This is a genomic window from Sanguibacter biliveldensis (assembly GCF_033798665.1).
In the GTDB taxonomy this organism is placed as follows: Bacteria; Actinomycetota; Actinomycetes; order Actinomycetales; family Cellulomonadaceae; genus Sanguibacter; species Sanguibacter inulinus.
In genome coordinates this window covers 3,350,324-3,370,258 of sequence record NZ_CP138359.1, presented here as the reverse complement: position 1 = coordinate 3,370,258, position 19,935 = coordinate 3,350,324, and the positions used below count along the sequence as shown (strand labels likewise).

Annotated in this window: 14 protein-coding genes; 10 read left to right on the top strand and 4 right to left on the bottom strand. The window is 70.8% G+C overall.

Annotation, left to right across the window (positions count from 1 at the left end; all coding sequences use genetic code 11):
- The first annotated feature begins 2 nt into the window (after positions 1–2).
- From SANBI_RS14700 to SANBI_RS14690, 3 genes are read left to right on the top strand one after another with little or no spacing between them, the layout of a single operon-like run.
- Positions 3–965: a carbohydrate ABC transporter permease gene (locus tag SANBI_RS14700; RefSeq protein ID WP_319156327.1), complete on the top strand. Its 963-nt coding sequence runs from the start codon at positions 3–5 to the stop codon at positions 963–965.
- Complete coding sequence (locus SANBI_RS14695) at positions 962–1,810, top strand: carbohydrate ABC transporter permease (RefSeq protein WP_319156325.1); 849 nt, start codon at positions 962–964, stop codon at positions 1,808–1,810. The genes SANBI_RS14700 and SANBI_RS14695 overlap by 4 nt, the downstream gene beginning before the upstream one ends.
- Complete coding sequence (locus SANBI_RS14690; RefSeq protein WP_319156323.1) at positions 1,807–2,871, top strand: glycoside hydrolase family 43 protein; 1,065 nt, start codon at positions 1,807–1,809, stop codon at positions 2,869–2,871. Before SANBI_RS14695 ends, SANBI_RS14690 begins: the two co-directional genes overlap by 4 nt.
- On the opposite strand, the gene SANBI_RS14685 is transcribed toward SANBI_RS14690, so the two are convergent.
- Entirely contained in the window at positions 2,845–4,281 is a 1,437-nt protein-coding gene (locus tag SANBI_RS14685) for an MFS transporter (protein ID WP_319156322.1), read from the bottom strand. The two genes, SANBI_RS14690 and SANBI_RS14685, sit on opposite strands and share 27 nt — an antisense overlap.
- Before the next feature lie 95 nt (positions 4,282–4,376).
- A complete protein-coding gene (locus tag SANBI_RS14680) occupies positions 4,377–5,093 on the bottom strand; it encodes a GntR family transcriptional regulator (RefSeq protein WP_319156320.1) in 717 nt (238 codons plus the stop codon).
- A 289-nt stretch (positions 5,094–5,382) separates the two neighbouring features.
- Here SANBI_RS14680 and recQ point away from each other — a divergent pair, with 289 nt between their 5' ends.
- The 6 genes from recQ to mgtE all read left to right on the top strand — a co-directional run bounded on the left by recQ (position 5,383) and on the right by mgtE (position 17,426).
- Positions 5,383–7,233 carry a DNA helicase RecQ gene (gene recQ, locus SANBI_RS14675; protein ID WP_319161325.1) on the top strand — a complete coding sequence of 617 codons (1,851 nt, stop codon included), beginning with the start codon at positions 5,383–5,385 and terminating at the stop codon, positions 7,231–7,233.
- A 97-nt stretch (positions 7,234–7,330) separates the two neighbouring features.
- Positions 7,331–8,068, top strand: coding sequence for a sensor domain-containing protein (locus tag SANBI_RS14670; protein ID WP_319156318.1), 738 nt, complete (start codon positions 7,331–7,333; stop codon positions 8,066–8,068).
- A gap of 101 nt (positions 8,069–8,169) precedes the next feature.
- Entirely contained in the window at positions 8,170–12,024 is a 3,855-nt protein-coding gene (locus SANBI_RS14665; RefSeq protein ID WP_319156316.1) for a DEAD/DEAH box helicase, read from the top strand.
- Between the two features lie 246 nt (positions 12,025–12,270).
- Positions 12,271–13,629 (top strand): amino acid permease, encoded by a 1,359-nt coding sequence (locus tag SANBI_RS14660; protein ID WP_218928330.1) that lies wholly within the window; start codon positions 12,271–12,273, stop codon positions 13,627–13,629.
- A 97-nt stretch (positions 13,630–13,726) separates the two neighbouring features.
- Positions 13,727–15,544: a carbohydrate-binding domain-containing protein gene (locus SANBI_RS14655; RefSeq protein ID WP_319156314.1), complete on the top strand. Its 1,818-nt coding sequence runs from the start codon at positions 13,727–13,729 to the stop codon at positions 15,542–15,544.
- 508 nt (positions 15,545–16,052) lie between these two features.
- Positions 16,053–17,426 carry a magnesium transporter gene (mgtE, locus tag SANBI_RS14650; protein WP_179912140.1) on the top strand — a complete coding sequence of 458 codons (1,374 nt, stop codon included), beginning with the start codon at positions 16,053–16,055 and terminating at the stop codon, positions 17,424–17,426.
- A gap of 142 nt (positions 17,427–17,568) precedes the next feature.
- Here the strand turns inward: mgtE and SANBI_RS14645 are convergent, their stop codons facing one another.
- Both SANBI_RS14645 and SANBI_RS14640 read right to left on the bottom strand, forming a co-directional pair.
- Positions 17,569–18,489 (bottom strand): AEC family transporter, encoded by a 921-nt coding sequence (locus tag SANBI_RS14645; protein ID WP_056128613.1) that lies wholly within the window; start codon positions 18,487–18,489, stop codon positions 17,569–17,571.
- A gap of 48 nt (positions 18,490–18,537) precedes the next feature.
- Entirely contained in the window at positions 18,538–18,774 is a 237-nt protein-coding gene (locus tag SANBI_RS14640; RefSeq protein WP_056128616.1) for a hypothetical protein, read from the bottom strand.
- A gap of 90 nt (positions 18,775–18,864) precedes the next feature.
- Between SANBI_RS14640 and SANBI_RS14635 the strand changes: the two genes are divergently transcribed.
- Positions 18,865–19,923 carry a threonine aldolase family protein gene (locus SANBI_RS14635; RefSeq protein ID WP_319156310.1) on the top strand — a complete coding sequence of 353 codons (1,059 nt, stop codon included), beginning with the start codon at positions 18,865–18,867 and terminating at the stop codon, positions 19,921–19,923.
- The last annotated feature ends 12 nt before the right edge of the window (positions 19,924–19,935 follow it).

The following is a 19,935-nucleotide window of genomic DNA, read 5'->3' as shown; positions in this document are numbered from 1 at the left end:
GCATGACCGCCCCCACGACCCGGGTCGAGCGGACCCGGGGCGCGGCGGGGTCCGAGAAGGGCGCGCCGCGCGGTCGTCGAGGCCGCGCGGCCGTCCCCTGGCTCTTCCTCGCGCCCTATCTCTGCTTCTTCGGGCTGTTCGTCTTCGCCCCTGCCGTCTACGGCATCTACGTGAGCCTCTTCGACTGGGACTTCAGCTTCCCGTCGTACAGGCCCTTCGTCGGGCTCGGCAACTACGTCGACCTCTTCACGCCAGGCACGCTCGACTACGCCTCGTTCTGGCGGAGCATGCGCGCGACGGGCCTGTTCACGCTCTTCACGGTCCCGCTCATGCTCACCGTGCCGCTCGGTGTCGCGCTGCTGGTCGACAAGCCGTTCCGCGGCAGGACGGTGCTGCGTGCAGCATTCTTCGCGCCCTACGTCCTCGGGGTCGCCGTGGTCGGGGTGCTGTGGAAGTTCGTCCTCGACACCCAGCACGGGATCCTCAACAGGATCCTCGGCGGTCTCGGTCTGCCTGACGACATCCCGTGGCTGCAGCAGGAGCCGTGGGTGTGGGTGTCGCTCGTGGGCGCGACCCTCTGGTGGACGCTCGGCTTCAACGCGATCATCTACCTCGCGGGCCTGCAGAGCATCCCCCGGGACCAGTACGAGGCTGCCGCCCTCGACGGCGCCGGCCGGTGGCGGACCTTCCGCAGCATCACCCTGCCGGGTCTGCGGCCCGTCGTGGTCTTCGTCGTGATGATCACGGTCCTGGCCTCGGCGAACGTCTTCGGGCAGCCCTACGTCATGACCGACGGTGACCCGAACGGCGCGTCCCGCTCGGCCATCATGTACATGTCGGACGTCGGGCTCGGAGAGTCCCGGATGGGTTCCGCGACAGCGATGTCCTACGTCCTGGCACTCCTGCTCGTGGTCGTCAGCATCCTGAACTTCAGGTTCCTCGTCGGCAAGGAGGACCAGTCATGACGGTCACCGACACCGTGGTCAGGCGCCAGACCAGGACCGTGGTCCGCACCATGGTGCTCGTCGCCCTCGCCCTCCTCGTGCTCGTCCCGATCTTGTGGATGATCTCCACGTCGTTCAAGACCCAGCTCGACGCGGCGACCAGCACGTCGCTGGTCCCCGACCCGGCGACCCTCGACAGCTACAGGCCGCTGACGGCCTGGGGTGGGAAGTCGCCGGTGGTCCGGTGGTTCTTCAACTCCGTCGTCACAGCGACAGTCACGACGGCCCTCGTGGTCACGACGGCTGCGCTCGCGGCCTACGCGCTCGCCAGGTTCACCTTCCGGGGACGAGGGATCGTCTTCTCGCTCGTCATCGCGACCCTGTTCCTGCCGGGATTCGTGTTCCTCATCCCGACGTACCTGATCTCGGACAGCCTCGGGATCCTCGACTCGCTCCTCGCCCTGATGCTGCCTCCGGTCGGTGGGGCCTTCGGTGTGTTCTTCCTCCGGCAGTTCTTCCTCGGGCTCCCGCGAGAGCTCGAGGAGGCGGCCCGGATCGACGGGGCGTCGGACGTGCGGATCTTCGCGTCGGTCATGCTGCCGCTCGCGCAGCCGGCCCTGTCGACCATCGCGGTGATCACCTTCCTCGCGAGCTGGAACGACTTCCTCTGGCCGGTCTACGCGCTCTCGACGACGTCTACCCTGACGCTGCCGGCCGGTCTGCCGCTCCTGCAGAGCGCGTACATCGCCAACCAGCCGCTCATCATGGCCGGTGCGGTCATCGCGAGCGTCCCGGCGCTGCTCGTCTTCGTGTTCTTCCAGCGCAAGATCATCGAGTCCGTCGCGACGGCGGGGCTCAAGGGATGAGGCGGCTGCGCAGCAGTGCTCCGGTCGTGGTGGTCGTCGCAGCCGTGCTCCTCCTGGCGGGGTGCGGCTCGGGTGGACCAGAAGATCCGCTGACAGATGACACCACCGGACCGCCCACCTTCGCCAACCCTGTCGCAGACCTCGGCAACGATCCCTATGTGGTCGAGGACGGCGACCGCTACCTCATGCTCGAGGCGCGGTCGAACGGCGAGCTCTGGCTCACGGCCTCGGAGCCCGACAACCTCACGGACCTCTGGTCCGGGACGCGCCAGAAGATCTGGGAGCCGGCGGCGCTCGGGCCTGCGTGCCGGGACGTCTGGGCTCCCGAGATCCACCACGGCGACGGCAGATGGTTCGTCTACCTCGCGGCGACGAGCTGCGACGGGGACAACGCGAACCATCGCATGTACGTGCTCGAGAGCGAGGGAGACGACCCCTTCGGACCCTACGTCGACCACGGTCAGATCACCGACGAGACCGACCGCTGGGCGATCGACGGCACGGTGCTGGACCACGATGGGCAGCAGTTCTTCGTCTGGTCGGGGTGGGAGGGTGAGGTCGACGGGCAGCAGAACCTCTACATCGCCCAGATGGACGGCCCGACGTCGATCATCGGCCCCCGTGTGCTCCTCTCGGAGCCGACCGAAGAGTGGGAGCGGCAGGGGATGCCGGTCCAGGAGGGCCCGCAGGTGCTCGAGCGTGACGGTGCTCTGCACCTCGTGTACTCGACGAGCGCGAGCTGGACCGACGACTACGCCTACGGCCTGCTCACCCTCACTGGCGACGACGTGCTCGACCCGGCGTCGTGGACCAAGTCCTCCGAGCCGGCGTTCTCGAAGACCGCAGACGTCCTGGGGCCCGGGCACGGATCCTTCGTCCTCTCACCGGACGGCCAGGAAGACTGGATGGTCTACCACGCCACCAGGACGGACGGGTGGGACAGGATGATCTTCGCCCAGCGCTTCACCTGGGGGGAGGACGGCACCCCCGACTTCGGGGTGCCGGTCCCGGCTGACGTCGAGCAGGCGGTCCCGTCAGGGCAGGTCGCTGCCGGCCGTTGACCCCCGCTGCGGTGCGGCCTCTGACGACCGCCGTGCCGCAGCGTCGGACGGCTGACGCACGTGAGCGGCTGACGACGACCGTTCCGTAGCGGCTGAGTGCGTCCGCGCCGCAGCGTCGGCTGGCAGGTGCGCCCGCCAGCTGGCCACGACCACGAGCAGGCAGCCGAGCGCGACGACGGCCCCGCCCCCGAGCATGATCGGATAGCTCAGGCTGCCCGAGAGCGCCCCGAAGACCGTCGGCACGAAGAACCCGAGATAGCTGATCGAGTAGAAGACGGCGATGATCCCGGCGAGGTCGTCCGGCCCGGCGATCCGTTGGGCCTCCTGCAACCCCGAGAGCATCAGCAGACCGTAGGCGCAGCCCAGCACGCCGGCGGCGAGCACCGTGACCCGCAGGTCGAGGGTGGCCGCCGCCCACGACGCCGTCGCCATCCCGACGACGGTCACGGCCAGCGCGACAGCGACGGCTCTGGACGACCGCGGTGTGTCGACGGCCCGCGCGAGCTGCTGGACGACGAACCCGCAGGAGAGCGCCACGAAGCACAGCAACCCTGAGAAGCCGATCTCGTTCCCCGGCACCTCGTGGGCGACGAGAGCCGGCAAGATCGCGTACGCGCAGGCAGCGACGGCGAAGACCCACGGCGCCATGGGCAGCACGACCCTCAGGAACCGTCGGTGCCGGGCTGCGGGGATGCGCAGGTCGTCACGGAGCCGTCCTGGTGTGGTCTGACGGACCGTGGTCTCGGGTGCGGAGAGCGCCGGGACGATGAGCACCACGGTCACCACGATGTTCACGACGTAGGGCAGCAGCGTCGGCAGCGGGCCGTACTGGGCGAGGACGGCGGCAACCACGGCGCCGAGGCCGAAGCCTGCGGTCAGGGCGAGGGCAGCACGTCGTGCCCCGGCGCCCGGCTCGCCCGGGTCGGCGACGGGCGGCTGCGAGAGCTCTTTGACCCAGCTGGTCCCGACGGCCATGACGAGCCCGAGCGCGAGCCCCGAGAAGACCCGACCCGCGAACAGCAGGGCGTGCAGGTGCGCGCCCCACGCGATCAGCGCGCTGCCCAGCACCCCGAGCAGCGGCGCGGGCAGCAGCAGCGGACGGCGCCCGTAGCGGTCCGACATCGGCCCACCGACGAGCAGGGCCGGGACGATCCCGAGCACGTAGGCGCCGAGGAGGACGTTGACCGACTGCGCGGAGAGTCCTTCGAGGCGGTAGAGGACGAGGAGCGGTGTGAACTCGTTCCCGCCCCACGCGACGGCGAAGAGCACCCCGCACGCAGCGAGCCAGGCTCGCGGGTGGGTGCCGCGAGCGCTCGCTGCTGCCGGCTGGGTGTCGGGCTGGGCGTCGGGCACTGAGGGCGCCGTCTGAGGGGCACCGGGACCGTGGGCGACGTGGGCCTCGTGGCTCACGTGGGTTGTCGAAGACCCGTGCGCGCAGGAGGCCTCGGGGAGCGAGGGCGTGGTACCCGTGGTTCCTGTGGTGTCTGTCGTGCTGCCTGCGCCCCTCATCGGCCGAAGATCCCGCGGTGGATCTCGCCGAGGTGGGCGGCGAGCGCCGCCTCGAAACCTGCGGCGTCACCCACCTCCACGAGGTCGACGAGCTCGGTGTGCTGCGCGAGGATCGCCTCGACGCGGTCCTGCCCAGCGCGCACAGTGCGCGCGGTGATGCGGTGCTGCCTGTCGCGCAGCGAGGAGTAGAAGGCCGTGAGGATGCTGTTGCCCCCGGCGTCGGCGATCGTCTGGTGGAAGGTCACGTCGAGGAGGGCGAAGGTGTCGAGGTCTGCGCTCTCGGCCGCCGCGCGCTGCGCACCGACGAGCCCACGCAGACTGTTGACCAGGGCCGTGGTGGCGCCGTCGTCGGCCGCGATCGTGCGGACCGCGGCGGACTCGACCAGGTGCCTGGCCTCGACGACCTCGGCCAGCTCGTCGGGCTCGATCGGCCGGACGAGCGCGCCCCTCTTGGGGAACAGCTGCATCCACCCTTCGGCCTGCAGCCGCAGGAACGCCTCCCGGACAGGGGTCCGGCTCATGCCGAGCTCGTCGGCGACCTCACCCTCGCTGAGCATCGTGCCGCCGGGGACCGCGCCGGAGACGACCCGGGCGCGGAGCGCCGCGTAGGCCCGATCAGAGGCAGAGGCAGAGGTTGAGGCAGAAGCAGCGGGTCGGGGAGCGGGCTGCTGAGAGTCGGGCGCGCTCGCGGGCGCGGGGGATGCGGGGGGCATGAGACCTTCTCGGGCTGGCTGCGACGCCGCACGGAGGACTGCGGCGCGTCATAGATACAAGTTGCATCCTACGCTTCGTGCTCGACACCCCGTGCCTCGCGCGTCCCCGGCCCGAGCGGCCCTTGTGGACAGTGCCCGGGGACGTGCGGACCGGACCTAGAGTGGTCCGGTGACCACGCCTGAGCAGACCGGACCCGACGCTCGCACCGACGCCCCGGGCACCGACGCCCCGGGCAGCGACGCCCCAGGCGCCGGGACCGCGACGGCGGTCGCACCGACACCGTCCGCCGTGCTCCCTGCGTCGTCGGCCCCGGCGGACCCGCGCGCCCTCGACGTGCTGCACACGGTCTTCGGGTACCCGGCCTTCCGCGGCGACCAGGCGGAGATCGTCTCGACCGTCGTCGGGGGAGGCGACGCCCTAGTCCTCATGCCGACAGGTGGCGGCAAGTCGCTGTGCTACCAGGTGCCCTCGCTCGTCCGCGAGGGTGTCGGCGTGGTCGTGTCACCGCTCATCGCGCTCATGCAGGACCAGGTCGACGCACTGTCGGCACTGGGGGTCAAGGCCGGGTTCCTCAACTCCACGCAGAGCTGGGAGCAGCGCAGAGAGGTCGAGGCGGCCTTCGTCGACGGCACGCTCGACCTGCTCTACCTCGCTCCCGAGCGGTTGCGGGTCCCCGAGACCCTCGCGCTGCTCGACCGCGGAGACGTCGCGCTCTTCGCGATCGACGAGGCGCACTGCGTGTCGCAGTGGGGCCACGACTTCCGTCCCGACTACCTCGGGCTGTCGATCCTGCACGAGCGGTGGCCGACGGTCCCGCGCATCGCCCTCACCGCGACAGCGACCGAGACGACCCACCGCGAGATCGCGAGCCGGCTCCAGCTCGAGGACGCACGGCACTTCGTCGCGAGCTTCGACCGTCCCAACATCCAGTACAGGATCGCGTCGAAGAACAACCCGCGCGCCCAGCTGCTCGAGCTGCTGCGCACCGAGCACCCCGGTGACGCCGGCATCGTCTACTGCCTGTCGAGGAACTCGGTCGAGCAGACCGCCGAGCACCTCGTCACCCAGGGGATCCCGGCCCTGCCGTACCACGCAGGGCTGCCCGCCCACGTGCGTGCCGCGAACCAGTCGGAGTTCCTGCGCGAGGACGGGATCGTCATGGTCGCGACCATCGCCTTCGGCATGGGGATCGACAAGCCCGACGTGCGGTTCGTCGCCCACCTGGACCTGCCCAAGTCTGTCGAGGGCTACTACCAGGAGACCGGGCGAGCGGGCCGTGACGGCCAGCCGTCGACGGCATGGCTGGCCTACGGCCTCCAGGACGTGGTCCAGCAGCGCCGCATGATCGACCAGTCCGAGGGCGACGCCACGCACAAGCGCGCACTGTCGGCGCACCTCGACGCGATGCTCGCCCTGTGCGAGACCGTCGAGTGCCGACGCGTCCAGCTGCTCTCGTACTTCGGTGAGCAGAGCACGGCCTGCGGCAACTGCGACACCTGCCTCGTGCCCCCGGAGACGTGGGACGGGACCGTCGCCGCGCAGAAGCTGCTCTCCACGGTCGTCCGCCTCGAGCGCGACCGCGGGCAGCGCTACGGCGCGGGCCACCTCGTGGACATCTTGCTCGGCAAGGAGACGCCGCGTGTCACCCAGCTCGGTCACACCGGCCTGTCGACCTTCGGCATCGGCAGCGACCTCTCCGACGGGGAGTGGCGCGGGGTCGTCCGCCAGCTGCTCGCCCGTGGCCTGCTCGGGGTCGACGGCGAGGGCTACGGCACGCTCCAGCTGACGGCCGACTCGGCCGAGGTGCTCTCGGGGGCGCGTGAGGTGAGGTTCCGGCGGGAGGCGCCGAAGGCCGCGCGGACCCGGACGCGATCGGCCGGCAAGGGGCAGGCGAAGGCTGCCGTCGACCTCGACGACACCGCAGCAGCCGTCTTCGAGCGGCTCCGCGCGTGGCGCGCCGCGACGGCCAAGGAGGCCGGCGTGCCGGCCTACGTCGTGTTCCACGACGCGACGCTCCGCGACATCGCTGTGCTCCGTCCGACGACGACCGACGAGCTCGGCACCGTGAGCGGGGTCGGTGCCGCCAAGCTCGAGAGGTTCGGCGACGGGGTGCTCGAGGCGGTCACGCCCGTCGGCTGATCCGTCCGACCAGAGGTCTCTCCCTGCACCAGGGGCCCGGCCACTCGTGCGCTGACCTGCGGTAGCGCGAGCGGCGACCAGCGGGGATCATCGACGGATGAGAGCTCACGTCGCCGTGGTCCTGTCCGTCCTCCTCGTCGCAGGGTGCTCTGGCGGTGACGGCTCGGCCGAAGAGTCGCCATCGGCCACGGCGTCGACGACAGCGGCGGAGTCGACGGCCACCAGCGAGCCGGCCCCGTCGTCGGAGGAGACCACGGCGACCGAGGAGCCTGCGGCGACCGAGCCCCCGGCACCAGTCCGTCTCGATCTCACCGACGACGTGATGCTCGGCCCCGACGAGCTCGAGCCCGTCGGCGAGAGCCGCGGGTCGACAGACCAGGCCGAGACCTGGTTCTTGTCGTCAGCCTGCTCGGTCCCCGCAGCACCGGAGGCTGTCGCCGTGCAGACAGTGTCCCAGGGTCTCTACGAGAGCACGGATCCGGTCGGTCTCCAGACCGTCGCCGTCTTCCCGGACGCCGAGACCGCCTCGGCCGTCGCGGACCGGGTTCGTGCCGCGATGGACGCGTGCGTGGAGACGCCTCCCGGTGACAGCGGGTCGTACAGCGTGGAAGACGTCGCGGTCGGGGCCCAGGGCCGTGGGCTGGCCAACAACTACGCCGAGCTCGGCGACCAGGGGGCTGGCAGCTACGCGGCGGTGACCCGCCGGGGCAACGCCGTGACCATCGTGGCGATGCTCAGCGGCGAGGAGTCGGTGGGCAGCGCTCGCGACGCAGTCACCTCGGGTCTGACGACGGCCTTCGACAAGCTCTGCTCGTACGACTCCGCCGGGTGCTGAGCAGTCCTCAGCGGCCCAGTCTGGTGCGGAGGCGGTCAGCGGCGTGCTGCCGCGATGCTGGGAGTGCTCCGGCTGTCACCGGTCGGTGAGAGACTTCGGGGGTGTTCTCAGCAGCCGACGTGTCCCAGCTCGTGGGCTCGGAGACCTTCGCCCGCGGCGAGGAGTACGTCAGTGCGGGGCAGGTCGTCTCGGTCGCACGGAACGGTGACGGCACGACGATCGTCGGCCAGGTCCGCGGATCGGCCCGCAAGCAGTACGTGACTGTCGTCGAGATGTCGAGCGCCGGAGAGCAGGCGACCCCGCGCTACGGCAGGTGCTCCTGCCCCGTCCGCCTCAACTGCAAGCACACGGCTGCCACGCTCCTCGCGTACCTCGACCGGCTCACCGCGCAGGCGATCATGGCCGACGCCGCGGCCGGGGTCGCAGCAGAGGCGGCGGGGGAGCGCGCGGACGGCGGCGCGGACGCTGGAGACCACTCTGGGACCGACGGTGCCGACGGTGCCGGCGGGGCCGCTGGCACAACGGCTCACGCCGGGCAGGCCGCATCCCCTGCCACGGGCCGCACGACCCCTCGTCGTAGCGCCGAGTGGGAGCGGACCTTCGCGACTCTCCTCACCGAACCCGACGACACCCCGCCCGTCTCCGGACGCCCTGGCCGCAAGCCCAAGCCGTGGGACGTGCGCAGCTCCCACGACGTCGGCCTCCAGGTCGAGCTCCTCACCGAGCCGACAGGTCGGTCGTCGAGGCGCGCGCTCGCCTCGGTCGACTCGCCGCGCCTGGGGATGCGTCCGGTGACCCGGAGCGCGACGGGGCGCTGGGTGCGGACAGGCATCTCGTGGAGCGAGCTGAGGTTCCTCAACTACCGTCACGGGGCCTACCCGGACGGCCACGTCGACATCTTGCGCTCCCTCTTCGGTCTCGCGATCAGCGTCTCCGACTCTGCCTACTTCTCGGCGCCGACGTGGGTCTACGCGGACGAGCTGCCGAGCGCCGCGCTGTGGGCGCTGCTCACCGAGGCCCGACGCTCGGGCCTGCCGATGGTGCACTCGGACAAGGCGCAGAGCCCTGTCGTGCTCGCAGGTCCCGCCCGCACCCGGCTCACTGTCTCGCGCGGGACGGCAGGACTGGTCCTCGGCGCCGCGATCGAGGCCGACACCACGTCGCTCGACCCCGCCAGCAGGGCTGACGGTCCGGCAGGTTCGGGTGCGTCGGTGGAGCTGGCGGGCGCGGGTGCGCTCGGCCAGACCGACGCTTCCGGGCAGGACGCTCTCGACCTCGCAGACGCGACCCCGCAGACCGCCAGCACAGCGCCGTCGGCCGCCGAGGCGGCCGTCATGCCCCACGGCCTGACCCCGCTCGACCGTGCGACGACGTCGTTGCTCGGCGAGCCCCCGACGGGGCTCGTGACGTGGCGGGGCCGCCGGGCTCCCACCAAGGAGACCCGGGTTGTGCTCGCCCCGCTCGCCTCGCCCGTCGACCCCCCGGTCCTCGCGCTGCTCGAGCGCCCCGAGCCGCTCACGGTCCCCGAGACCGACCAGCGGCGCTTCTTGCTCCGCGTCCTGCCCGCCCTCGAAGACCGCTTCGACGCTGTCGACCTCGACCCGTCGATCACGCTCCCGGAGCGCCCGCGGCCCACGCTGCACCTCGACGTGCTGCACCTGCCCGAGCACGGTCTGCGTCTGACCTGGCAGTGGCGCTACGCGGTCGAGGACGACGACGGCACCACCCACACCCTGCGGTTCGACCTCGGGCCGAGCACCCGGCAGACCGACGCTGGCGTCCGCGACCCGCGGGCCGAGACGCAGCTGCTCGACAGGCTCGCCGGGCGTGCCCCACGCCTGCCCGGCGTGGCGGCCGAGCCACGGCGCGCTGCCGACGACACCGCACGGCTGGCCGACGTGGCCGCGGCCGCCGTCGCCCGCGTGGGACGGACCGAGCTCGCCGACGTCGCCACGGCTCTCTTCGTCACCGACGAGCTCCCGCTCCTGCTCGACCTCGCGCAGGAGGAGACCGACCTCGTCGTCGAGGTCCGGGGTGAGGCGGTGGACTACAGGCGGGCCGACGACGTCGAGATCTCCGTGTCGACCTCGACGCTGCCCGAGACCCGCGACTGGTTCGACCTCGCCGTGATCGTCACCGCGGGCCAGCAGTTCATCCCCTTCGCGGACGTCTTCACAGCCCTGGCCAAGGGCAAGTCCTACCTGCTGCTCGTCGACGGTCTGCACTTCTCCCTCGACGACGAGCGCTTCCACGCGCTGCGCGAGCTCATCGAGGAAGCCCGCGCCATGCAGGACACGATGGGCGGCACGCTGCGCGTCAACAGGTTCCAGGCGGGGCTCTTCGACGAGCTCGAGAGGCTCGGGGTCGTCGGCGGCCAGGCACAGGCGTGGCGCGAGGCCGTCGGCGCGCTCGCCGGGGGAGCGCGGCCTGGGCCCGTCCCCGCGCCGGCAGGTCTCGACGCGACCATGCGCGAGTACCAGCAGGAGGGGTTCGAGTGGCTCGCCTTCCTGCACGAGCACGGGCTCGGCGGGGTCCTCGCCGACGACATGGGGCTGGGCAAGACGCTCCAGGCGCTCGCCCTCGTCCAGCACGTCCGCGAGACCGCGACGGCGTCGGAGACCGTAGCGACCTCGCCGGGACCAGCAGCTGCCGACCGCTCGGAGGTCGTCGGTGCCGAGGACGCCACGGGGACAGGGAGCGTAGCCCAGACGCGGAGCACGGCCCCGTTCCTCGTGGTCGCCCCGACGAGCGTGGTGGGGAACTGGGCTGCCGAGGTCCGCAGGTTCACCCCAGGTCTGAAGGCCGTGACAGTCACCGAGACCCTCGCGCGTCGGCGCACCCCGTTGTCCGAGGTCGTCGCCGGGGCTGATGTGGTGGTCACCTCGTACGCGCTGTTCCGTCTCGGTTTCGAGGAGTACCGCACGCAGGCCTGGGCCGGGCTGATCCTCGACGAGGCGCAGTTCGTCAAGAACCACCAGTCGGTGGCCTACCAGTGCGCGCGGCGGCTCGACGCGCCCTTCAAGCTCGCGCTGACCGGGACGCCTCTCGAGAACAACCTGATGGAGCTGTGGTCGATCGTGTCGGTCGTCAGCCCGGGGCTGTTCCCCACACCCGGCAAGTTCCAGGACTACTACGCCAAGCCCATCGAGAAGGAGGGCTACGTCTCGCGCCTGGACCAGCTGCGCCGACGCATCGCGCCCTTCATGCTGCGCCGCACCAAGGAGGACGTGGCCAAGGACCTCCCCGAGAAGCAGGAGCAGGTGGTCGACGTCGTGCTCAACTCCCGCCACCGTGCGCTCTACGACGCGTACCTGCAGCGCGAGCGCACCAAGGTGCTCGGACTCGTCGACGAGTTCGGTGAGCACCGCTTCGAGGTGTTCAGGTCCCTCACGGTGCTGCGCCAGGCGAGCCTCGACGTGAGCCTGGTCGACAGCGAGCACGAGAAGGTGCCCTCCTCCAAGCTCGAGGTGCTCTACGAGATGCTCGACGACATCCTCGCCGAGGGCCACAGCGTGCTGATCTTCAGCCAGTTCACGCAGTTCCTCGGCCGGGTGCGGGACCACCTCGACCGCAAGGACGTCGACTACTCCTACCTCGACGGCCGCACCCGCCGACGGACCGAGACCATCGAGCGCTTCACCTCGGGGGAGACCTCCGTGTTCCTCATCTCGCTCAAGGCCGGTGGTTTCGGGCTCAACCTCACCGCTGCGGACTACTGCATCCTGCTCGACCCGTGGTGGAACCCAGCGGCCGAGGCCCAGGCCGTCGACAGGGCTCACCGCATCGGTCAGACGCGCAACGTCAACGTGTACCGCATGGTCTCGACCGACACGATCGAGGAGAAGGTCATGGCGCTCAAGGCCTCGAAGTCGAAGCTCTTCGCGAGCGTGCTCGACGGCGGAGCCGCAGGTGGGGCGGGCCTGACCGCGACGGACGTCCGCGAGCTCTTGGGCTGATCTGTCACCTCTGCCCGGTACGGACGTAGAATCGGCCGGCGCCACCCGATCGGACGGCCGCCCCCCCTGCGCAGACAAGGCCTTCTCGACGTGCCGAACGACCTTCCCGATGCTCCGTCCACCCCCTTCGCACCCGAGCCTGGCCCGTCGCAGGCTGCGGGTGCTGCGCGTCCGGCAGACGCTCCCGACCACGCGGTCGTCCCGAACCCCGTCGACCAATCCTCCGGGCGAGCAGCAGCCCCGACCCTGCGGCGCGGGCTCAAGGCCCGGCACATCCGGTTCATCGCGCTGGGCTCGGCCATCGGCACAGGTCTGTTCTACGGTTCCGCGAGCGCTGTCCAGCAGGCTGGTCCGAGCGTGCTGCTGGCATACCTCCTCGGAGGTATGGCGGTCTTCGTCGTCATGCGCGCCCTCGGTGAGATGACGGTCCGCAACCCCGTCTCCGGGTCCTTCGGCGAGTACGCACACACCTATCTCGGGCGCTTCGCCGGCTACGTCACCGGGTGGACCTTCGCCTTCGAGATGGCGATCGTCGCGATCGCCGACGTGACGGCCTTCGGCATCTACATGGGCTTCTGGTTTCCCGACGTCCCGCGGTGGACGTGGGTCGCGGCGATCATCTGCGTCATCGCCGCGATCAACCTGCTCAAGGTCTCGGTCTTCGGTGAGGTCGAGTTCTGGTTGTCCCTCGTCAAGGTGGTGGCGATCGTCGCGATGATCGTCGGCGGTGCCCTGATCGTCGTCTTCGGCTTCTCCCTCGCCGACGACGCCCAGGTCGGGGCCTCGAACCTCGTCGACCACGGCGGGTTCTTCCCGAACGGCCTCGGCGGCTTCCTCGCCTGCTTCACAGTCGTGATGTTCGCCTTCGGCGGCATCGAGACCATCGGCATCTCGGCCGGCGAGGCCGACCGTCCGGCGCAGGTGGTGCCGCGGGCGATCAACACCGTGCCCGTGCGCATCCTGGTGTTCTACGTCTTCACGCTCGCGATCCTCATGATGCTCTCCCCGTGGGACACGATCGGCGACGACGGCAGCCCCTTCGTGCAGATCTTCGACGGACTCGGCATCCCCGCGGCCGCGCACATCCTCAACGCCGTGGTCATCACCGCCGCGCTGTCTGCGATCAACAGCGACGTGTACAGCGCCGGCAGGATGCTCTTCGGGCTGTCCAGGACGGGCAACGCGCCAGCGTCCTTCGGCAAGGTCTCCAAGAACGGCGTCCCGTGGATGACCGTGGTGCTCATGGCCGCGACTCTCACCGTCGGGGTGGTCCTCAACGCCCTCGTGCCCGACGACGTGTTCCTCGTCATCGCCTCCCTCGCCACCTTCGCGACGGTCTGGGTGTGGCTGATGATCCTCGCGTCCCACGTCTCGATGCGCCGCAAGATCGCCCGTGGCGAGCTGGGACCGTCGGAGTTCCCCGTGCCGTTCTGGCCCGTCGCCCCGGTCCTCGCGATCGTCTTCATGGTCGGGGTCGTCGTCATGCTCGGCGTGACCGAGGCGACGCGGGTCTCGCTCGTCGTGGGTGTCGGGTGGATCGCGCTGCTGGGCGTCGCGTACGCGGTCGCCCGACGTCGGACGGCCCGCGCACGCGTCTCCGCCTGACGCTCCACAGCCGCCGCACAGCCACGGCCCACGAGTGCCATAGACCCGCTCCGTAGAACAGGTGTCGACACCGACCGACAGACACCTGGAGCCCACCGTGCGACGTCCTGCCCGCCTCACCGCCCTCGCCCCTCTGCTCGCCCTCGCCCTGCTCGCCGGGTGCTCACCCACGAGCACAGCCGGGACGTCGACAGAGTCGCCAGGCTCGACGAGCACCACCACCAGCGCCGAGACGGAGACCGTCGCGACGACTGTCGACGACGCGACGGGTGACGTCGCCGCCGACCACGACGAGGCGTCGGACTACGAGTGGGACACCAGCGCCGAGATCGCCGTCTCGCTCGACGGTGACACCGCGAGCTCTGACAGCGCCGCCGTCGTGGTCGACGGCAGCACCGTGACCATCACGGCCTCGGGCACCTACAGGCTCTCGGGCGAGCTCACCGACGGGCAGGTCGTCGTGGACTCCGCGGACGACGGCGTGGTCCGGCTGGTCTTCGACGGCGTCGACATCGCCAGCTCGACGTCCGCGCCTGTCGTGATCACGGACGCGGGCAAGGCGATGATCGTCCTTGCCGAGGGCTCGACCAACAGCGTCTCCGACGCGGAGACCTACGTGTACCCCGACAGCGCGACCGACGAGCCCGACGGCGCGATCTTCTCGACGGCCGACCTGACGATCACCGGGACCGGTGCGTTGACAGTCGACGCGAAGGCCGGCGACGGCATCGTCAGCAAGGACGGGCTCGTGATCTCCGGCGGCGACCTCACCGTCACCGCGGCCGACGACGCTGTCCGGGGCAAGAACTACGTCGTGGTCAAGGACAGCGAGCTCTCGAGCCCGACGATCACCGCCACGGCGGGCGGCGACGGGCTGAAGTCCACGAACGTCGACGACACGACGCTCGGCTACGTGTCGGTCAGCGGCGGCACCCTCGACCTCACGACCGACGGTGACGGCATCCAGGCCGAGACCCACACGATCGTCTCGGGCGGGACACTCAGCATCGTCGCTGCCGGAGGCAGCACCGGGACCGTCGTCACCGATGTGTCGTCCAAGGGGATCAAGGGCACGGCGAGCGTCCGCGTCTCGGGCGGGACCGTGGACGTCGACTCCGCCGACGACGCCCTGCACTCCGACGGGCTCGTCGACGTCTCGGGCGGTGCGCTCACCCTCGCGAGCGGTGACGACGGTGTCCACGCCGACGGTGCGCTGACAGTCTCGGCGGGGAGCGTCGTGGTCCGGGCCTCCTACGAGGGTCTCGAGGCCGCGAGCATCACGCTGAGCGGCGGAGACCTCGACGTCACGGCCACCGACGACGGCATCAACGTCTCCGGCGGGGCGGACTCGTCAGGCACCGGCGGCCCCGGAGGGATGGGCGGCGGAGGTGGGATGGGCGGTGAGGAGACCTTCACGGCCGATGCCGAGACCTTCTTGCTCATCTCGGGCGGCACCCTGACGGTCGACGCGGGCGGTGACGGCCTGGACTCGAACGGGTCGATCAGCATCACCGGGGGCACCACGACGGTCGACGGTCCCACGGACGGCGGCAACGGGGCGATCGACGCGAACAGCGGTGTCGAGGTGAGCGGGGGAGTCCTCGTCGCCGCGGGCAGCGCCGGCATGGCGGTGTCCCCGGCGGCGTCGTCACCGCAGGCGTCGACCATGGTGGTCTTCGACGCAGCCCAGCCCGCCGGGACGACAGTGAGCCTCGTCGCCGAGGACGGAACCGTCGTCGCCTCCTACACCCCGGCGAAGAGCTTCCAGACCGTCGTCTTCTCGACACCCGACCTGGTCCCCGGTGCCACCTACACGATCACCTCCGGAGGGACCGTCTCGGGCGACGAGGTCGACGGGCTGGTGCTGGGCGGGACGCTCTCGGGCAGCACCGACGCGGGGAGCGTCACCGTCTGAGGCTCGCGGCGCCGGGACCGGGGCCGGGGGTGAGGACCGTCACCCCCGGCCCCGACGGACCTGGCATAGGGTGGAGGCATCCCCGCAGCGCGCACAGCCGCGCCGACAGGTGCCTGCCAGCACGTGCACGCACCACCGCACCCGGGGACCGACCTGAGGAGGTGACGACCATGGAGCCAGCGAGTTGCAGTCCGAGCGACCTATCCATGGCGTCGGTGCTCCCAGGCACTCTGCGGCCCTGACAGCTTCTGACCTCCCCGCCGAGAGGCGTGGGCAGCCCAGCACTGGCGCCTGACACGTGAGCACCACGCGAGAGATCCCTGAGACCACCGAGTCTCCGGAGTCTTCGTAGCGGAGCCCGTCGTCCACACCACCCGCGCCGCCGAGCGACCTTCCTCTGCCGCGCGTGAGCTGCCCTGACGTCCACGCCCTCCCCGGGCGCTGACGGCACAGCGGCTGACGTGCCCAGACGACCCGCCGGTGGCCCCACCAGAAGTGGAGTGCCCCAGTGCGCCAGAACACCACCCCCACCCCCCGCACCACGACCGACCTGCGCGACGTCCTCGTCGCCTCGACCGACGCCGCCGTCCAGACCTGGCTGCGTGACGTCGCCGGGTCGTGGGACCGGACCGAGCAGGTCGACGACCTCACCGACGCCGAGGTCCGCCGCCTCGTGGCCCTCCTCACCCCGGAGACGTCCCGCGAGCTCTTCGACTCGATCGACACCAGCTCAGTCGTCACAGTCCTGAGCGTCTTGTCCCCGGCCGTCGGCGCCGGGCTCCTCGACTCCCTCGACCACGACAGGTCGGCCGAGATCCTGCGCAGGCTCCCTGCCGACGAGCGCCGCGACGTCCTCGACCGCACCGGAGCCGTCCGCTCGGCGACGCTGCGCGGCCTGCTGGCCTGGCCCGACGACAGCGCAGGCTCGCGCATGGACCCCACGGTCGTCTCGGTCACCCAGACGATGACCGTCGCCGAGGCCGTCGAGACCATCCGTGACCAGGCCCGGACCGCGACCCTGGACAACGACGAGGTGCTCGTCACCGCCCTTCCGGACCACAGGCTCGTCGGGGTCGTGTCCTACCTCGACCTCGTGCTCGCCGAGCCGGGAGTGGTCATCGGCGACCTCATGGACACCGACGTCGTGTCCGTCGGTGCGCTCGCCGACCAGGAGGTCGCGGCGCGGCTGCTCACCGAGCACGACCTCTCGGGCATCCCCGTCGTCCACGAGGGCGAGCTCGTCGGGGTGATCTCCGTCGAGGACGTCGTCGACATCCTCGACCAGGAGATGACCGAGGACGCCGAGCGCCAGGGAGGCTCGTCCCCCCTCGAGGTCCCCTACCTGCGGGCCTCGCCGCTGCGCCTGTTCCGCAAGCGCATCACCTGGCTGCTCATGCTCTTCCTCGCCGCCATGTACACCGGGACGGTCATGGAGCACTTCGAGAGCGAGCTCGAGGGCGTCGTCGCACTGATGTTCTTCGTGCCGCTGCTCATCGGCACCGGGGGCAACACCGGCACGCAGATCACCACGACGCTGATCCGCGCGATGGCCATGGGGCAGGTCCGCATGCGCGACATGTTCCGGGTGGTCCGCAAGGAGATGGCGACGGGGGTGCTCATCGCGGCGACGGTCGCCTCGGTCGCGTGGGTCCGCGCACTCGTGCAGGGGGTGGGGACCGACGTCGCGCTGACGGTCTCGCTCTCCGTGGTCGCGATCGTCCTGTGGACCTCGCTCGTCGCGTCGGTCCTGCCGCTGGTCATCAAGAAGGTCGGGATCGACCCCGCGGTGGTGTCCGGGCCGCTCATCACCACGGTGATCGACGGCACGGGGCTCATCATCTACTTCTCGATCGCCCGCGTGGTCATCGACCAGCTGGGCTGAGCCGGTCGGCTGAGCCGGCTGGCTGAGCTGTCTGCTCAGAGCAGCTGGCTGAGCCGTCTGGCCCGAGCCAGCTGGGCTGATCCGTCTGGTCAGCGCAGGCCCCTGGTCAGCGCGGACCGCGCGGTCGGTCCGGGGCGCCCGCTCAGCGCAGGACCGCCGCGACCCCGAGCAGGACCGGCAGGGAGCCGATGGTCGTCACGAAGATCGCGTCGCGCGCGAGGGTCTCGCCGCGCCTGTACCGCTGGGCGTAGTTGAACACGTTCTGCGCTGTGGGGAGCGCGGCGAGCGCCACGACCACGAAGAGCTCCTGGTGGTCGAGGTCGAAGAGCAGCACCCCGGCGGTCCAGGCGACGGCAGGCATGAGGAGGAGCTTGATCGCCGAGGCGAGCACGGCGTCCCGGCGGTCCGACCCCTGCTCGAGGACCTTCTGGCCGTGCAGCGAGATCCCGTAGGACAGCAGCATGAGCGGTACGGCAGCGCCCCCGATGATCCGGAAGGGCTCCATGAAGGCCTCGGGCGGCGTCACGTCGAGCAGGGCGACGAGCAGCCCGAGGGCCGAGCCGATGATGATCGGGTTGCGCAGCGGACCTGTCGCGAGCCGTCCGACGCTCACCCGCCCCTGCTGTGCGGCGTCGAGCACGGCGAGGCCGAGGGGTGCGAAGAGGAGCAGCTGGACCAGGATCACCGGGGCCACGTACGCGGGGTCTCCGAGCACGTAGACCGCGACGGGGATCCCGATGTTGTTGCCGTTGACGTACCCGGCCGAGAGGGCGCCGATGACGGTCTCTGCCACGCCGCGGTGCCAGAGCAGCCGGGCCACCAGCCCGTAGACGGCGAAGCTCGTCGCGGCTGCCAGCAGCGAGACCACCAGGAGGGGCGAGAAGAGCTGCCCCACCTCGGCGTCGGCCAAGATCGTGAACAGCAGGCTCGGCGCCAGCACGAAGAAGACGAGCCGCGCGAGGATGGGCCGGGCGTCCGGGCCGAGCAGCCCGATCCGTCCCACGACGTACCCCACGGCGATGATCGCGGCGATGATGGCAAAACCTGTGAGGACTCCGAGCACCCGTCTATCCTGCCTGCTCCGGGTGCCTCCCGTGCGACGGTCCGGCTGTCAGTAGATCTCGAGGACGAGCACCTCGTACTCGAAGCCGTCGAGCACGTCGGCGGCGTGCTGGGCGGCCGCCACCGTGGCGACGCCGGCGTCAGGCGCCTCCCCGGGGACCTCGAAGACTGTCGCGGTCTCGGTGACGCCAGGTGTGCCGACGGCACCGAGGGCGTCGGCCATGCCGAGGATCGACTCCAGGTCGAGCTCGTCGTGGACCGTGATGCGGGCGAGGTACGTGGCCATGGGCCCATTCAACCGCAGCCCTCCGACACCCTCCGCAGCTGTCCACAGGGTCCCCGCGACGCGTCGGACCTGCGACGTAAGGTTGTCGACGTGCAGCCAACCTTCGCCTCTGACAACTACGCCGGTGCCCACCCCGAGGTCCTCGCGGCCCTCGCCGACGTCGGGGCGGGTCACGCCCGGGCCTACGGTGCCGACCCGTGGACCACGCGCCTGGGAGAGGTCGTCCAGCGTCACTTCGGCCAGCAGGCGCTCGCCTACCCCGTCTTCAACGGCACAGGTGCCAACGTCGTGAGCCTCATGTCGATGCTCCCGCGGTGGGGCGCTGTCATCACCTCGCGCTACGCGCACATCGAGAACGACGAGAACGCGGCGCCCGAGCGCGTCGGCGGGCTCAAGCTGCTGACCGTCGACACCCCTGACGGCAAGCTCACGCCGGAGCGGATCGACGAGCAGGCGTGGGGCTGGGGGGACCAGCACCGCGCCCAGCCGCTCGCGGTGTCGTTGACCCAGTCGACCGAGCTGGGCACCGTCTACACCCCCGACGAGATCCGCGCGATCACCACGCACTGCCACGAGCGCGGGATGCGGGTGCACATGGACGGTGCACGCATCGCCAACGCGGCGGCGGCCCTCGGCTCCAGCCTGCGTGAGATCACCACAGACGTCGGCGTCGACGTGCTCTCCTTCGGCGGCACCAAGAACGGCCTCGTGCTCGGCGAGGCCGTCGTGGTGCTCGACCCTGACGCTGTCGACGGGGTCGACTACATCCGCAAGATGACCATGCAGCTGTCCTCGAAGATGCGTTTCGTCTCTGCCCAGCTGCTCGCGATCCTCGACGGTGACCTCTGGCTCCGGTCTGCGGCCCGCGCCAACGCGATGGCACGCCGGCTGCGGTCCAGGCTCGACCTCATGATCGAGGAGGGGCAGGCGCCGGAGCTGTCCTTCTCGCAGCCGACCGAGTCGAACGGGCTCTTCGCCGTCCTCCCGCGGGCCGCGGCAGACAGGGTCCGCGAGCAGTTCGCCTTCTACGACTGGGACGCCGCGCGCGGCGAGGTCCGCTGGATGTGCGCCTTCGACACCACGGAGGAGGATGTCGACACCTTCGCCGAGGCGATCGGCCGCGAGCTCAGGGCCGAGCACGACGCCTGAGCCTCCCAGCCC

Coding starts and splice junctions, on each gene's coding strand:
- SANBI_RS14700 (WP_319156327.1), top strand. CDS start 3: ATGACCGCCCCCACGACCCGGGTCGAGCGGACCCGGGGCGCGGCGGGG.
- SANBI_RS14695 (WP_319156325.1), top strand. CDS start 962: ATGACGGTCACCGACACCGTGGTCAGGCGCCAGACCAGGACCGTGGTC.
- SANBI_RS14690 (WP_319156323.1), top strand. CDS start 1,807: ATGAGGCGGCTGCGCAGCAGTGCTCCGGTCGTGGTGGTCGTCGCAGCC.
- SANBI_RS14680 (WP_319156320.1), bottom strand. CDS start 5,093: ATGCCCCCCGCATCCCCCGCGCCCGCGAGCGCGCCCGACTCTCAGCAG.
- SANBI_RS14670 (WP_319156318.1), top strand. CDS start 7,331: ATGAGAGCTCACGTCGCCGTGGTCCTGTCCGTCCTCCTCGTCGCAGGG.
- SANBI_RS14640 (WP_056128616.1), bottom strand. CDS start 18,774: ATGGCCACGTACCTCGCCCGCATCACGGTCCACGACGAGCTCGACCTG.